At 59.8% G+C, this 15,132-nt stretch carries 13 protein-coding genes; 10 read left to right on the top strand and 3 right to left on the bottom strand.

What is annotated here, in order from left to right; genetic code table 11:
- The first annotated feature begins 158 nt into the window (after nt 1-158).
- The 10 genes from ASC74_RS09750 (at nt 159) to ASC74_RS09705 (ending at nt 13,123) form a co-directional block, all read left to right on the top strand.
- Entirely contained in the window at nt 159-2,378 is a 2,220-nt protein-coding gene (locus tag ASC74_RS09750) for a primosomal protein N' (protein ID WP_056741173.1), read from the top strand.
- Between the two features lie 210 nt (nt 2,379-2,588).
- Nucleotides 2,589-4,325: an arginine--tRNA ligase gene (gene argS, locus ASC74_RS09745; RefSeq protein WP_056741171.1), complete on the top strand. Its 1,737-nt coding sequence runs from the start codon at nt 2,589-2,591 to the stop codon at nt 4,323-4,325.
- Nucleotide 4,326: 1 nt separating this feature from the next.
- Nucleotides 4,327-5,031 carry an SPOR domain-containing protein gene (locus ASC74_RS09740; RefSeq protein WP_056741169.1) on the top strand — a complete coding sequence of 235 codons (705 nt, stop codon included), beginning with the start codon at nt 4,327-4,329 and terminating at the stop codon, nt 5,029-5,031.
- 230 nt (nt 5,032-5,261) lie between these two features.
- Nucleotides 5,262-5,792 carry an ATP-dependent protease subunit HslV gene (gene hslV, locus ASC74_RS09735; RefSeq protein WP_007899242.1) on the top strand — a complete coding sequence of 177 codons (531 nt, stop codon included), beginning with the start codon at nt 5,262-5,264 and terminating at the stop codon, nt 5,790-5,792.
- 55 nt (nt 5,793-5,847) lie between these two features.
- Complete coding sequence (gene hslU / locus ASC74_RS09730; RefSeq protein ID WP_056741167.1) at nt 5,848-7,188, top strand: ATP-dependent protease ATPase subunit HslU; 1,341 nt, start codon at nt 5,848-5,850, stop codon at nt 7,186-7,188.
- 154 nt (nt 7,189-7,342) lie between these two features.
- On the top strand, nt 7,343-7,720 hold the full coding sequence (locus ASC74_RS09725; protein ID WP_008149540.1) for a gamma-butyrobetaine hydroxylase-like domain-containing protein: 378 nt from the start codon (nt 7,343-7,345) through the stop codon (nt 7,718-7,720).
- Between the two features lie 257 nt (nt 7,721-7,977).
- On the top strand, nt 7,978-9,657 hold the full coding sequence (phaC, locus tag ASC74_RS09720) for a class II poly(R)-hydroxyalkanoic acid synthase (RefSeq protein WP_056741165.1): 1,680 nt from the start codon (nt 7,978-7,980) through the stop codon (nt 9,655-9,657).
- Nucleotides 9,658-9,812: 155 nt separating this feature from the next.
- Nucleotides 9,813-10,667 carry a poly(3-hydroxyalkanoate) depolymerase gene (gene phaZ / locus ASC74_RS09715; RefSeq protein WP_056741163.1) on the top strand — a complete coding sequence of 285 codons (855 nt, stop codon included), beginning with the start codon at nt 9,813-9,815 and terminating at the stop codon, nt 10,665-10,667.
- Nucleotides 10,668-10,795: 128 nt separating this feature from the next.
- Entirely contained in the window at nt 10,796-12,478 is a 1,683-nt protein-coding gene (gene phaC / locus ASC74_RS09710; protein WP_056741162.1) for a class II poly(R)-hydroxyalkanoic acid synthase, read from the top strand.
- A gap of 27 nt (nt 12,479-12,505) precedes the next feature.
- Entirely contained in the window at nt 12,506-13,123 is a 618-nt protein-coding gene (locus ASC74_RS09705; protein ID WP_056741160.1) for a TetR/AcrR family transcriptional regulator, read from the top strand.
- A gap of 158 nt (nt 13,124-13,281) precedes the next feature.
- On the opposite strand, the gene ASC74_RS09700 is transcribed toward ASC74_RS09705, so the two are convergent.
- From ASC74_RS09700 to ASC74_RS09690, 3 genes are all read right to left on the bottom strand, one after another.
- Nucleotides 13,282-14,115, bottom strand: a complete 834-nt coding sequence (locus tag ASC74_RS09700) for a phasin family protein (RefSeq protein WP_056741158.1) — start codon at nt 14,113-14,115, stop codon at nt 13,282-13,284.
- A gap of 10 nt (nt 14,116-14,125) precedes the next feature.
- The gene (locus ASC74_RS09695; RefSeq protein ID WP_056741155.1) at nt 14,126-14,548 is read right to left on the bottom strand and encodes a phasin family protein; all 423 of its coding nucleotides are present in this window, start codon (nt 14,546-14,548) and stop codon (nt 14,126-14,128) included.
- Between the two features lie 224 nt (nt 14,549-14,772).
- Nucleotides 14,773-15,048, bottom strand: a complete 276-nt coding sequence (locus ASC74_RS09690) for a polyhydroxyalkanoic acid system family protein (protein WP_056741153.1) — start codon at nt 15,046-15,048, stop codon at nt 14,773-14,775.
- Between the last annotated feature and the right edge of the window lie 84 nt (nt 15,049-15,132).

Genomic DNA, 15,132 nt, shown 5'->3' with positions numbered 1-15,132 from the left:
GGCCGAATACGCGCCCTTTGTGGGAGCGGGCTTGCTCGCGAATACGGTGTGTCAGGCAACGATGATGTGTCTGATCAACAGTATTCGCGAGCAAGCCCGCTCCCACATTTAATATGCGTCCGACTTCTTTTACTGCCCGTTTATCGAGATCCCCCCGCGTGCCCGACGCCATTTTGCGCCTCGCCCTGCCTTCGCCCCTGCGCCGCCTGTTCGATTACCGTGCCCCGGCCGGGGTCCTGCGTGCCCAGTTGCAGCCGGGCATGCGCCTGCGGGTGCCGTTCGGCCGGCGAGAGATGATCGGGATTCTGGTGGAGGTCACCGATCACAGCGAAGTGCCGATAGAAAAGCTCAAGCCGGCCCTGGCCCTGCTCGATGCCACGCCGCCGCTGCCACCCGCGCTGTTCAAACTGTGCCTGTGGACCTCCCAGTATTACCAGCACAGCCTCGGCGACACGCTGAGCTGGGCGCTGCCGGTACTGTTGCGACAAGGCGAACTGGCCGAAGCACGGCAGGAACGCTTCTGGTCCGCCGCGCCCGGCGCCAGCCTTGATGACCCGCGCATCGCTCGCGCCCCGCGCCAACGGGAGGCCCTGGCGACCCTGGCCCAGCATCCCCACGGCGTCGCCCATCAGTTGTTGAGCAAACTGATGCTGAGCAAGGACAGCCTGGATTTGCTGCTGGCCAAGGATCTGGTGCACGTCGAAATCCGCAAGCACGCCCCCGACGCCCGCCATGAACACTGGCTGGCGCAGCCGGAACTGCCGCTCAACCCGGAGCAACGCGCCGCTTATGAAGCGATTCGCGCCGGATTCGACAGTTATCACGCGTTTCTGCTGGCCGGCGTCACCGGCAGCGGCAAGACCGAAGTCTATTTGCAGCTGATCCGCGAAACCCTTCAGGCCGGCAAGCAGGCGTTGGTGCTGATCCCGGAGATCAACCTCGGCCCGCAGACCCTGGCGCGCTTCGAGCAGCGCTTCAATGCACGCATCGCGCTGATCCACTCGGCGGTCAACGATCGCGAACGCCTCGAAGCCTGGCTCGCCGCCCGGGACGGTGACGCCGACATTATTATCGGCACCCGTTCGGCGCTGTTCACGCCGATGAAGAACCCCGGCCTGATCATCATCGATGAAGAGCACGACGGCTCCTATAAACAGCAGGAAGGCCTGCGCTACCACGCCCGCGACCTGGCGTTGGTGCGCGCACGCCAGGAAAACATCCCGATTGTCCTCGGCTCCGCCACGCCTTCGCTGGAAAGTTTGCACAACGCCTACACCGGTCGTTATGGCCTCCTGCGATTAAACGAGCGCGCCGGCGGCGCCAAGCAACCACGCTTCCTGCGTCTGGACGTGAAAAGTCGCCCACTGGACAGCGGCATTTCCGGGCCGATGCAGCAGGCTATCGGTCAGACGCTGGCCGCCGGCCAACAAGTGTTGGTGTTCCTCAACCGTCGCGGCTTTGCCCCGACTTTGTTGTGCCACGACTGCGGCTGGATGTCCGAGTGCCAGCGCTGCGATGCGCGCATGACCGTGCACCAGCGCTCCGGCGAACTACGCTGCCACCATTGCGGCTACGTCGAACGCGTCCCTCGGCATTGCCCGAAATGCGGCAAAGTCGATTTGCGGCCAGTCGGCGCAGGCACCGAGCGCGCCGAGGAACGGCTGGGGATTCTATTCCCGGACGTCCCGGTGCTGCGGGTCGACCGCGACAGCACTTCGCGCAAGGACGCGATGAATCAGCTGTTCGCGACCATTCAGAAGGGCCAGCCATGCATTCTGGTGGGCACGCAAATGCTCGCCAAAGGGCATCACTTCCCACGGGTGACCCTGGTGTCGATTCTGGATGCCGACGGCGGCCTGTTTTCCGGCGACTTCCGCGCCAGCGAGCGCATGGCGCAGCTGATCGTTCAGGTGGCCGGGCGCGCGGGCCGGGCTGAAGAGCCGGGCAAAGTGATCATCCAGACGCACCTGGCCGACCATCCGCTGCTGGTGCAATTGACTGAGCAGGGCTATTTCGCCTTTGCCGAACAGGCGTTGAGCGAACGCCGCTCGGCGGGGTTACCACCGTTTGCGCATCTGGCGCTGCTGCGGGCCGAAGCGCACAAACCGGGACAAGCTGAAGGTTTCCTCGATGAGGCGTGCAGCGAGGCCGAGCGTTTGCTGGCTGAACAGAACCTGGCCGGTATCGAGCTGCTAGGGCCGGTGCCTGCGCCGATGGAACGCCGGGCCGGGCGTTATCGTGCGCAGTTGTTGCTGCAAGCGACGGCTCGGGCGCCGCTGCATCGACTATTAAGCAGCTGGCTGCTGGTTTTGGAGCAGATGCCGAGCGGGCGGGCGGTACGCTGGTCTTTGGATGTGGACCCCGTTGATTTGTATTGAAAGATCAAAAGATCGCAGCCTTCGGCAGCTCCTACGCCGATCGTGCGCCCCTGTAGGAGCTGCCGAAGGCTGCGATCTTTGCCGCTTTTGTCACCACATATCCATAACCTGCCCGCTATAGTTGGCAAGCCCGTCTTCGCAACGGATAATGCCCAGTTTTTCCACTAGCGCATCCAGGCGCCGCCGCGCTTGCGGTCGAAAGAGAACACCATGAAAGACACCATTCGCCAGCTGATCCAACAAGCCATCACCCAACTCGTCAACGAAGGTGTGTTGCCTGAAGGCCTGTCGCCGGCGATCCAGGTGGAAAACTCCCGTGACAAGACTCACGGCGATTTCGCTAGCAACATCGCGATGATGCTGGCCAAACCGGCCGGCATGAAGCCGCGTGACCTGGCAGAGAAAATCATCGCTGCGCTGCCGGCTGATGAAAACGTCACCAAGACCGAAATCGCCGGCCCTGGCTTCCTGAACTTCTTCCAGAACACCCAGGCCCTGGCCACTCGCCTGGACACCGCCCTGGCCGACGCCCATATCGGCGTGCGCAAGGCCGGCCCGGTGCAGCGCACTGTCGTCGACCTGTCGGCACCGAACCTGGCCAAAGAGATGCACGTCGGCCACTTGCGCTCGACCATCATCGGCGACGGCGTGGCCCGGGTGCTGGAGTTCCTTGGCGACGAAGTCATCCGTCAGAACCACGTCGGCGACTGGGGCACCCAGTTCGGCATGCTGATGGCTTACCTTCAGGAAAACCCGATCACCAGCGACGAGCTGTCGGACCTGGAAAACTTCTACCGCGCCGCCAAGCAACGCTTCGACGAATCCGAAGAGTTCGCAGATCGCGCCCGCGGTCTGGTGGTCAAGCTGCAAGCCGGCGACCCGGACTGCCTGGCGCTGTGGACCAAGTTCAAAGACATCTCGCTGTCGCACTGCCAGAAAATCTACGAACTGCTGAACGTCAAACTGACCATGGCCGACGTGATGGGCGAAAGCGCCTACAACGACGACCTGATCAACGTAGTCAACGACCTCAAGGCTGCTGGCCTGCTGGTCGAGAGCAACGGCGCCCAGTGCGTGTTCCTCGACGAATTCAAAAACGCCGACGGCGACCCGCTGCCAGTGATCATCGTCAAGGCTGACGGCGGTTACCTCTACGCCACCACCGACCTGGCGGCCGTGCGTTACCGCAGCGGCAAGCTGAAGGCTGATCGCGCGCTGTACTTCGTCGACCAGCGTCAGGCCCTGCACTTCCAGCAAGTATTCCAGGTCGCGCGCCTGGCCGGCTTCGTGACGCACCCGATGGACATGGAACACATGGGCTTCGGCACCATGAACGGCGCCGATGGCCGTCCATTCAAGACCCGTGACGGCGGCACCGTGAAGCTGATCGACCTGCTGACCGAAGCCCAGGAACGTGCCTACAACCTGGTGAAAGAAAAGAACCCTACACTTGCCGAAGACGAACTGCGCAACATCGCCAAGGTCGTGGGCATTGGCGCGGTGAAGTACGCCGACCTGTCCAAGCATCGCACCAGCGACTACAGCTTCAACTTCGACCTGATGCTGAACTTCGAAGGCAACACTGCGCCGTACCTGCTGTACGCCTACACTCGCGTGGCCGGCGTGTTCCGCAAACTCGGCAAGGACTTCAGCGAAGTCGAAGGCCAGATCGTCCTCGAAGCAGCGCACGAACACGAATTGGCGGCGAAGCTCGCGCAGTTCGGCGAAGTGCTAAACAACGTTTCCGACAAAGGCACGCCGCACATCCTGTGCACCTACCTGTACGATGTTGCCGGCCTGTTCTCCAGCTTCTACGAGAACTGCCCGATCCTCAGCGCCGACACCCCAGCGCAAATGCAGAGCCGTCTGCGCCTCGCCGCGCTGACCGGCCGCACTCTCAAGCAAGGCCTGGAACTGTTGGGTCTGGAAACTCTGGAGCGTATGTAAGTTGGCTGCCAAGAAAAAACCTGCACCCAAGCGTGGCGCCAGCCGTTACCAAGCTCCTGCAAAGCAACCGATCCCGGGCTGGCTGTGGATGGCCATCGGCCTGACGGTCGGCGCGTTTGTTGTGTTCCTGATGAAACTGGAACCGGGCAAGGGCAGCGAGAGCGTCAAGCGCGAGAAGATTGAGCAGCAGAAAGCCAAGATCGTCGAGGCCAACAAGACCCCGCCGAGCCCGACGCAACCAGTGAAGCCGAAGTACGACTTCTACACGTTGCTGCCGGAATCGGAAGTCATCGTGCCGCCGGATGCCGTGCCGGAGAAAACCTTGCCGACGCCACAAGTGCCGGCCATTCCGACGACGCCGGTCACACCAGAGCAAGCGGCGAAGATCGATACCGCGCGGGCTCAGGCCGCACTGGCCGGGATTACTCCGCCACCTGCGCCACCAGTGTCCAAAGCGGCGCCAGTGACCAAGTTCTTCCTGCAGGCCGGTTCGTTCCGCAAGGAGGCTGATGCGGACAAGGTTCGGGCGCAGATCATTTTGCTAGGTCAGGCTGTGGCGGTTGAATCCGGCACCGTGAAGGATGAAACCTGGTATCGGGTATTAGTCGGACCGTTCAGCAACCGCGAACAACTGACTACCGCCCAGAAACAACTGGCCGGCAGCGGGTTCAGCAACCTGTTGTTACAACAACGCCAAAGCCGCTGATCCCGTCAGTATCACCGCGTCATCGTTCATCGCGAGCAGGCTCGCTCCCACAGGATATGCACTAACCCTGTGGGAGCGAGCCTGCTCGCGATGGCGTCCTTAACAGCACCACACATCTCATTCGCCTCGCACCGCTCGTCCCCTCTCCCTCTCCGCAGTTGAAATACGCTCCACCACCCCCATATGAGTTGGCATAAGGCATTTTCGCCCCGCTGCGTGGAGACTCTCCCTTGACCACCATCGTTTCAGTTCGCCGCCACGGCAAAGTCGTCATGGGCGGCGACGGCCAGGTTTCTCTCGGCAATACCGTGATGAAAGGCAACGCGAAGAAAGTTCGCCGCCTGTACCACGGCCAGGTGATCGCCGGTTTTGCCGGGGCCACCGCTGACGCCTTCACCCTTTTCGAGCGCTTTGAAGGCCAGCTTGAGAAACATCAGGGCCACCTGGTTCGCGCCGCTGTCGAACTCGCCAAAGAATGGCGCACTGACCGCTCCCTCAGCCGCCTCGAGGCCATGCTCGCGGTCGCGAACAAAGACGCCTCTCTGATCATCACCGGCAACGGCGACGTGGTCGAACCCGAAGAAGGTCTGATCGCCATGGGTTCCGGCGGCGGTTACGCCCAGGCCGCCGCCAGCGCGCTGCTGAAGAAAACCGATCTGTCGGCCCGGGAAATCGTCGAAACCGCCCTCGGCATCGCCGGCGACATCTGTGTATTCACCAACCACACCTTCACCATTGAGGAGCAGGACCTCGCTGAGTAAGCCTGTTTTGGCCACCACGCCACGGCTCACTTTTACCTGAGGACCGCCAATTACTATGTCCATGACTCCCCGTGAAATCGTCCACGAACTCAATCGCCATATCATCGGCCAGGACGATGCCAAGCGCGCCGTCGCCATCGCGCTGCGTAACCGCTGGCGCCGGATGCAGCTGCCTGAAGAGCTGCGCGTTGAAGTCACGCCAAAAAACATCCTGATGATCGGCCCGACCGGTGTCGGTAAAACCGAGATTGCTCGTCGCCTGGCGAAACTGGCCAACGCGCCGTTCATCAAGGTCGAAGCGACCAAGTTCACCGAAGTCGGCTATGTCGGCCGCGACGTTGAATCGATCATTCGTGACCTGGCCGACGCGGCGATCAAGCTGCTGCGCGAACAGGAAATGACCAAGGTTCGCCACCGCGCCGAAGACGCCGCCGAAGAGCGCATCCTCGACGCCCTGCTGCCACCGGCACGCATGGGCTTCAGCAACGACGACGCCGCACCGTCGGCCGATTCCAACACCCGTCAGCTGTTCCGCAAGCGCCTGCGCGAAGGTCAGCTGGATGACAAAGAGATCGAAATCGAAGTCGCCGAAGTGACTGGTGTCGATATCTCCGCGCCGCCGGGCATGGAAGAGATGACCAACCAGTTGCAGAGCCTGTTCGCCAACATGGGCAAGGGCAAACGCAAGAGCCGCAAGATCAAGGTCAAGGAAGCGCTGAAACTGGTGCGTGACGAAGAAGCCGGTCGCCTGGTCAACGAAGAAGAGTTGAAGGCCAAGGCGCTGGAAGCCGTTGAGCAGCACGGCATCGTGTTCATCGACGAAATCGACAAGGTCGCCAAGCGCGGCAACACCGGTGGCGTCGACGTCTCCCGTGAAGGCGTACAGCGTGACCTGCTGCCGCTGATCGAAGGCTGCACCGTCAACACCAAACTGGGCATGGTCAAGACCGACCACATCCTGTTCATCGCGTCCGGTGCGTTCCACCTGAGCAAGCCGAGCGATCTGGTGCCCGAGCTGCAAGGTCGCCTGCCGATTCGTGTCGAACTGAAGGCCCTGACGCCTGAAGATTTCGAACGCATTCTCAGCGAGCCGCACGCGTCGCTCACCGAGCAGTATTGTGCCCTGCTGAAAACCGAAGGCCTGGTGATCGAGTTCCAGCCGGACGGCATCAAGCGTATCGCCGAGATCGCCTGGCAGGTCAACGAGAAGACCGAGAATATCGGCGCCCGTCGCCTGCACACGCTGCTTGAGCGCCTGCTTGAAGAGGTGTCGTTCAGCGCCGGTGATCTGGCCAGCGCCCACGACGACAAGGCGATCCTGATCGACGCCGATTACGTCAACAGCCACTTGGGCGAATTGGCGCAGAACGAAGACCTGTCCCGTTATATCCTGTAAGCCATACTTACAAGTGAACGCGGACCTGTGGGAGCGGGCTTGCTCGCGAAAGCGGTCTGACATTCAACGTTGATGTTGAATGTCATGGCCCCTTCGCGAGCAAGCCCGCTCCCACATTTGAACCGAGCTCGCCCACACAAATGGATTGCCGGTCATGACCCAACTCCCCACCGACATCAAACTGCACAAAGCCTCGAAAACCCTGTCGCTGAAATACGCGTCCGGCGAGGAACATCACCTGCCCGCCGAGTTCCTGCGCGTGCACTCTCCTTCCGCCGAGGTCCAGGGCCACGGCAAACCTATCCTGCAATTTGGCAAGATCGGCGTAGGCCTGACCAAGGTAGAACCGGCCGGTCAGTACGCACTGAAATTGACCTTCGACGACGGCCACGACAGCGGCCTGTTCACCTGGGAATATCTGTACCAGTTGGGCGTGCGCCAAGAGGATCTCTGGAACGATTATCTTGCCGAGCTTAAAGCCGCCGGAAAGACCCGCGATCCGAACGAATCCATCGTCAAGCTGATGCTCTAAATCAGGCCTTTCGCTCATTAGAAGGCATTTTCTAATTCCATCTGTTTGAATGCTCCGCTTCCTGGCCGACGATTGGCCTGCTTGCGAAAAAAATTAAACTCGGGTAACCAATGGAGCTGGCAAGGTACCTGCAGTGCTCTCTGAACTAAAAAGCAGCGATGCAGAATTAACGGTCACCCGAGCAGTAGTACCTGGCATTGGCTGTGGACTGCACAGCTGGACCCAGGTACTCGTCTCAGGACAATGGAGCGTCGTAGATGAGTAACAAGAATAACGATGACCTGAAAGTACAGGCCTCGGAAAATACCTTGGGGCTGAATCCGGTCGTTGGGCTGCGTAGAAAAGATCTGTTGGGCTCTGCCCGCATGGTGCTGACCCAGGCCATCAAACAACCGATTCACAGTGCAAAGCATGTCGCTCATTTCGGTATCGAACTGAAGAACGTGCTGTTCGGCAAATCCGCGCTGCAACCGACAAGCGATGACCGTCGCTTCCACGACCCGGCCTGGAGTCAGAACCCGCTCTACAAACGTTATTTGCAAACTTACCTGGCGTGGCGCAAGGAGCTCCACGACTGGATCGGCGAAAGCAACCTCTCGCCCAAGGACGTCGCACGCGGGCATTTCGTGATCAACCTCATGACCGAAGCCATGGCCCCGACCAACAGTGCGGCCAACCCGGCGGCGGTCAAACGCTTCTTCGAAACCGGTGGCAAAAGCCTGCTCGACGGCCTTTCCCATCTGGCCAAGGATCTGGTGCACAACGGCGGCATGCCGAGCCAGGTCAACATGGGCGCGTTCGAGGTCGGCAAGAGCCTGGGCGTCACCGAAGGCGCGGTGGTGTTTCGCAATGATGTGCTGGAGCTGATCCAGTACCGGCCGACCACCGAGCAGGTGCACGAGCGCCCACTGTTGGTGGTGCCACCGCAGATCAACAAGTTCTATGTTTTCGACCTGAGCCCGGACAAGAGCCTGGCGCGCTTCTGCCTGCGCAACAACATGCAGACGTTCATCGTCAGCTGGCGCAACCCGACCAAGGAGCAGCGCGAGTGGGGTCTGTCGACCTACATCGAAGCGCTCAAGGAAGCGGTCGACGTGGTCACCGCGATCACCGGCAGCAAAGACATCAACATGCTCGGCGCCTGCTCCGGCGGCATCACCTGCACCGCCCTGCTGGGCCACTACGCCGCGATCGGCGAGAACAAGGTCAACGCCCTGACGCTGCTGGTCAGCGTGCTGGACACCACCCTGGACAGCGACGTGGCACTGTTCGTCGACGAGCAGACCCTCGAATCCGCCAAGCGCCACTCCTATCAGGCCGGCGTACTGGAAGGCCGCGACATGGCGAAAGTTTTCGCCTGGATGCGCCCCAACGACCTGATCTGGAACTACTGGGTCAACAACTACCTGCTGGGCAACGAGCCGCCGGTGTTCGACATCCTGTTCTGGAACAACGACACCACACGGTTGCCCGCAGCGTTCCACGGCGACCTGATCGAGATGTTCAAAACCAACCCACTGATCCGTCCTGACGCACTGGAAGTGTGCGGCACACCGATCAATCTGAAGCAGGTCACTGCCGACATCTTCTCCCTGGCTGGAACCAACGACCACATCACCCCGTGGAAGTCCTGCTACAAGTCGGCGCAACTGTTCGGTGGCAAGGTTGAATTCGTGCTGTCCAGCAGCGGGCATATCCAGAGCATTCTGAACCCGCCGGGTAATCCGAAATCGCGCTACATGACCAGCAGCGAGATGCCGGTCAAGGCTGAGGAGTGGCAGGAGAACTCCACCAAGCACACCGATTCCTGGTGGCTGCACTGGCAGGCATGGCAAGCCGAGCGTTCGGGCAAGCTGAAGAAGTCTCCGGGCAGTTTGGGCAACAAGGCTTATCCAGCAGGTGAAGCTGCGCCGGGCACCTATGTGCATGAGCGATAACTGACACACCTCGCCCCACTGTGGGAGCGGGCTTGCTCGCGAAAGCGATTGATCATTCAACAGTGATGTCGACTGACCTGACGCATTCGCGAGCAAGCCCGCTCCCACAGGGGATCGGGGGTGAAATTGAGATAGCGACCCACAGGGCCTGAAGCATGCCGCAACCGTTCATATTTCGTACCGTCGACCTGGATGGCCAGACCCTCCGCACGGCGGTACGCTCCGGCAAGCCTCACTTGACGCCCTTGCTGATTTTCAACGGCATCGGCGCCAACCTGGAGCTGGTGTTTCCGTTCGTCGCGGCGCTGGACCCGGACCTGGAAGTCATCGCCTTCGACGTCCCTGGTGTCGGCGGTTCGTCGACGCCAAGGCGACCATATCGCTTTCCGGGCCTGGCGAAACTCACGGCGCGGATGCTCGACTATCTCGACTATGGGCAAGTCAACGTAATCGGCGTTTCCTGGGGTGGCGCCCTCGCCCAGCAGTTCGCTTACGACTATCCCGAGCGCTGCAAGAAACTCGTTCTGGCGGCCACGGCGGCTGGCACGGTGATGGTGCCGGGCAAGCCGAAAGTCCTGTGGATGATGGCCAGCCCACGACGCTACATCCAGCCGTCTCACGTGATTCGCATTGCGCCGATGATCTATGGCGGTGCGTTCCGTCGCGATCCAACCCTCGCCGCCAGCCATGCCGCCAAGGTCCGCTCGGCAGGCAAACTCGGTTACTACTGGCAGCTGTTCGCCGGCCTCGGCTGGACCAGCATTCACTGGTTGCACAAGATCCACCAGCCAACCCTGGTGCTGGCCGGTGACGACGATCCACTGATTCCGCTGGTCAACATGCGGTTACTGGCCTGGCGGATTCCCAACGCCCAGTTGCACATCATCGATGACGGGCATCTGTTTTTGATTACCCGGGCCGAAGCAGTGGCACCGATCATCATGAAGTTTCTCGAGGAAGAACGTCAGCGTGCCGTGATGCATCCGCATCCGGCGCCATTGGGTGGCTAATCGGCCCTGGCTTTTGTTACAAAAAGGGGTCGGGTAGACGCAGCGCCGCGCAACATTCCGCAACAGCGTCTATGGTGTTCTGGTTCGGTGTATCTGTATTTGGCCTGAAGACGAAGGAGTGTTTATTCATGCGCGAAAAACCAGCAAGGGAATTTTTGCCCACTCCCGCCGCGTTCATCAACGCACAGAGTGCGATTACCGGCCTGCGTGGCCGGGATCTGTTTTCCACCCTGCGCAGCGTTGCCGCCCATGGATTGCGCAACCCGGTGCACACCGCCCGACACGCCTTGAAGCTGGGCGGTCAACTGGGCCGCGTGCTGCTGGGCGAAACCCTGCACCCGACCAATCCGCAGGACAATCGCTTTGCCGATCCGGCGTGGAGCCTCAACCCTTTTTATCGCCGCAGTTTGCAGGCCTACCTGAGCTGGCAGAAGCAGGTCAAACACTGGATCGACGACAGCAACATGACCCCGGACGATCGCGCCCGCGCGCACTTTGCGTTCGCCCTGCTCAACGACGCCATGGCTCCGTCCAACAGCCTGCTTAATCCGCTGGCGATCAAAGAGATCTTCAACTCTGGCGGCAACAGCCTGGTGCGAGGTCTCGGCCACCTGGTCGACGACTTCCTGCACAACGACGGTCTACCCAGACAAGTCACCAAGCAAGCTTTCGAGGTCGGCAAAACGGTCGCCACCACTACGGGCTCCGTGGTGTTTCGCAATGAGCTGCTGGAGTTGATCCAGTACAAGCCCATGAGCGAAAAGCAGTATTCCAAACCGCTGCTGGTGGTGCCGCCACAGATCAACAAGTACTACATTTTCGACCTGAGCCCGCACAACAGTTTCGTCCAGTTCGCCCTGAAGAACGGCCTGCAAACCTTCATGATCAGTTGGCGTAATCCGGATGTACGTCATCGCGAATGGGGGCTGTCGACGTACGTCGAAGCCGTGGAAGAAGCGATGAATGTGTGCCGGGCGATCACCGGCGCTCGAGAGGTCAACCTGATGGGCGCCTGCGCTGGCGGGCTGACCATTGCCGCGCTGCAAGGCCATTTGCAGGCCAAGCGACAACTTCGGCGGGTGTCCAGCGCGACCTATCTCGTGAGCCTGCTCGACAGTCAGATGGACTCGCCGGCGACCCTCTTCGCCGACGAACAGACGCTTGAGGCGGCCAAGCGTCGCTCCTATCAGAAAGGCGTGCTGGACGGTCGCGACATGGCCAAGATCTTCGCCTGGATGCGCCCCAACGATTTGATCTGGAGCTATTTCGTTAACAACTACCTGTTGGGCAAGGAGCCGCCGGCATTCGACATCCTTTACTGGAACAACGACAACACACGTTTGCCGGCAGCCCTCCATGGCGACTTGCTGGACTTCTTCAAACACAACCCGCTGAGTCATCCGGGTGGTCTGGAAGTGTGTGGCACGCCAATCGACTTGCAGAAAGTCAACGTCGACAGCTTCAGCGTCGCGGGCATCAATGACCACATCACCCCGTGGGATGCGGTGTATCGCTCGACCCTGCTGCTGGGTGGCGAGCGACGCTTCGTGTTGTCCAACAGCGGTCATATACAGAGCATTCTCAACCCACCCTCAAACCCGAAAGCCAACTTCGTCGAGAGCACGAAGCTGAGCACTGACCCACGGGCCTGGTACTACGACGCCAAGCAAGTCAGCGGCAGTTGGTGGACTCAGTGGCTGGGCTGGATTCAAGAACGTTCAGGCGCGCTAAAAGAAACCCACATGGCGCTTGGCAACCAGAACTATCCACCGATGGAGGCAGCACCCGGTACTTACGTGCGTGTGCGCTGACGTTCAACGAACCATTAAGAAGACTGGATGAAAACCCGCGACCGGATTCTCGAATGTGCTTTGCAGTTGTTCAATCAGAAGGGCGAGCCGAACGTCTCCACCATGGAAGTTGCCAACGAAATGGGCATCAGCCCGGGCAACCTCTACTACCACTTCCACGGCAAGGAACCGTTGATTCTCGGACTGTTCGAGCGCTTCCAGGCCGAACTGGCGCCCCTGCTCGATCCACCGGCCGATGTGGAACTGGCACCGGAAGATTACTGGCTGTTCCTGCACCTGATCGTCGAGCGCCTGGCTCACTACCGGTTTCTGTTCCAGGACCTGTCGAACCTCGCCGGGCGCTTGCCGAAATTGGCCAAAGGTATACGCAACCTGCTCAATGCGTTGAAGCGCACGCTGGCTTCGTTGCTCGCACGATTGAAGGCTCAAGGGCAATTGGTCAGCGATACCCAAGCGTTGGGGCAACTGGTGGAGCAGATCACCATGACGCTGCTGTTCTCGCTGGACTATCAGCGGATTCTTGATCGGGAGGGCGAGGTGAGATTGGTGGTTTACCAGATCATGATGCTGGTGGCGCCGCATCTGCTGCCGCCGATCAAGGTCGCGACCGAGCAGTTGGCGCTTCAATACCTCGAAGAGAATTAAGATCAAAAGATCGCAGCCTTCGGCAGCTCCTACATTGGATGGCGTACACCTGTAGGAGCTGCCGAAGGCTGCGATCTTTTCAACAGTCACCGCATATTTCGCGCACAAATAAAAACGCCCGACCTTTGCAGGCCGGGCGTTTTCTTGAGCCCTGAAAATCAGGACTGACTGGTTGGCGTCGAAGGAGCTGGCGCAACAGTCGGGGTTACAGCAGGGGTCGGCGCAGTAGCGGAGTTCGATGTGCTGACCGGCGCCGGGGTTGCCGGTTTGGCGGCAGCCACTGCTGGTTTTGGTGCAGCCGCTTTCGGAGCTGCCGGCTTTTTCACCGCTGGCTTCTTCGCTGCGGCAGGTTTGGCCGCTGGCTTGGTAGCGGGTTTGGCCGCTGCAGTTTTGGCAGCCGGTTTAGCGGCTGGTTTGGCTGCTGCTTTGGCGACGACCGGTTTGGCCGCTGGCTTGGCTGCTGCAGGTTTCGCTGCGGCTGTTTTGGCAGCCGGTTTAGCGGCAGCTTTAGCCAGTGGTTTGGCAGCAGACTTCACTGCAGGTTTGGCCGCCGCGGTTTTCGCCGCAACAGGCGCGACCTTGGCACCGGTGAGTTTTTCGATTTGCTTGGTCAGGGTATCGACCTTGCTGTGCAGTGCTTTGACTTCATTGCGGCTCGGTACACCCAGGCGCGAAATGGCGCTGTTCAGACGCTTGTCGAAAGCCCCTTCCAGCTCATCCCACTTGCCCAGTGCGCGATCTTTCACGCCGCTGATGCGCGACTTGGCCGACGAAGCAGAGTCCTTGGCAGCATCGACTTTTTTGCCGACAGCGCTCTTGGTGAGCTTCTCGGCTTTCTCGCCGTCTTTAACCAATGTATCGAAGAGTTTGCTGCCGTCAGTGTCGATCTTCGAGTACACGCCTAAACCAGCCAGCCAGATTTTGCGGGAGTAGTCTTCGACTTTCCCGATCCACGAGCTGCCTTCTTTTTCGGTGTTCTTTTTACCAGCCATCCCGTTCTCCTTAAGATTTACGCGCGACGCGTTCGAGCAATGCCGTCAGCTCATCGAGCTTGGCAGAGAGTGTCTCAACGTCATGTTTAGACGGAATGCCGATACGATTCAAGGTACTTGCGACACGCGAGTCAAAAGCCTTCTCGACCTTGTCGAGTTGAAGTTCGACCTTACCTTTGAAAGTACTCACTTCACTCTTGGCTTCATCGATCTCGGCATTGGCCGCTTCAAGCTTCTCGGCAACTACTTTTTTGCCTTTCTTTTCAACAGTTTGACCAGCCTTGATCAGCTCTTGAAAGTACTCGCTGCCCTCTTGGCCGACCTTGGCGTAGGCACCCAGGCCTGCCAGCCAGATCTTGCGGGCATAAGATTTAACGTCGCTCAGAGCAGTTGTCGAAGCGTCGATTTTTTTCTTCAAAATAACTTTGGCCATGGTGCACCTCACGCGCAGAAGGTTTGAGGAACTGCCCGCGAAAGAGTCGGGCTCAGGCACAAAGTAGTGAGAATAATTAGAAACGGCACCCTAACAACTGACACAAATCGGTGATGCCTGATGGAAGAGATCGCAGCCTCGTTTCACTCGACAGCTCCTACAAAAGACGGTGGTGTACACCTGTAGGAGCTGTCGAGTGAAACGAGGCTGCGATCTTTTCGGTCTCACACCAACGCTTTATCCAACGCCTTTTCGATTTCCGATTTGATCGTGCCGCTCATGGCCGACATCAACAAGCCAAGTTCGACATCGACCTTGATCGAATCCTCGCCCACATACACCGCGCCTTTCACACCGGAACGCTTGAGGTTCAAGGTGTCGCCGGACCATTGCGGCTCCAGGCCATATTGATCGGACAGTTTCTGCGCCAACTGGTCGGCCTTCTCGCGGGCCGCTTCCTTACCCAGGCCGTGGGAACGCTCAACACTAATACGGGCCATCGAATGACTCCTGCTTTATGAATACTTTCCCGAAGCATCCTGACCGCTACTGCGGCAAAACGTCCCGGTGGTTACCTATCTTAC

The sequence above is a fragment of the Pseudomonas sp. Root329 genome (assembly GCF_001424925.1).
GTDB classification, from domain to species: domain Bacteria; phylum Pseudomonadota; class Gammaproteobacteria; order Pseudomonadales; family Pseudomonadaceae; genus Aquipseudomonas; species Aquipseudomonas arabinosi.
The sequence above is the reverse complement of the archived record's forward strand: the minus strand, read 5'-3'. Positions and strand labels throughout refer to the sequence as shown.

Bases quoted from the DNA above. Each gene is read 5' to 3' on its own strand.
- argS (WP_056741171.1), top strand. From the start codon at position 2,589: ATGAAAGACACCATTCGCCAGCTGATCCAACAAGCCATCACCCAACTC.
- hslU (WP_056741167.1), top strand. From the start codon at position 5,848: ATGTCCATGACTCCCCGTGAAATCGTCCACGAACTCAATCGCCATATC.
- ASC74_RS09725 (WP_008149540.1), top strand. From the start codon at position 7,343: ATGACCCAACTCCCCACCGACATCAAACTGCACAAAGCCTCGAAAACC.
- phaC (WP_056741165.1), top strand. From the start codon at position 7,978: ATGAGTAACAAGAATAACGATGACCTGAAAGTACAGGCCTCGGAAAAT.
- phaZ (WP_056741163.1), top strand. From the start codon at position 9,813: ATGCCGCAACCGTTCATATTTCGTACCGTCGACCTGGATGGCCAGACC.
- phaC (WP_056741162.1), top strand. From the start codon at position 10,796: ATGCGCGAAAAACCAGCAAGGGAATTTTTGCCCACTCCCGCCGCGTTC.
- ASC74_RS09705 (WP_056741160.1), top strand. From the start codon at position 12,506: ATGAAAACCCGCGACCGGATTCTCGAATGTGCTTTGCAGTTGTTCAAT.
- ASC74_RS09700 (WP_056741158.1), bottom strand. From the start codon at position 14,115: ATGGCTGGTAAAAAGAACACCGAAAAAGAAGGCAGCTCGTGGATCGGG.
- ASC74_RS09695 (WP_056741155.1), bottom strand. From the start codon at position 14,548: ATGGCCAAAGTTATTTTGAAGAAAAAAATCGACGCTTCGACAACTGCT.
- ASC74_RS09690 (WP_056741153.1), bottom strand. From the start codon at position 15,048: ATGGCCCGTATTAGTGTTGAGCGTTCCCACGGCCTGGGTAAGGAAGCG.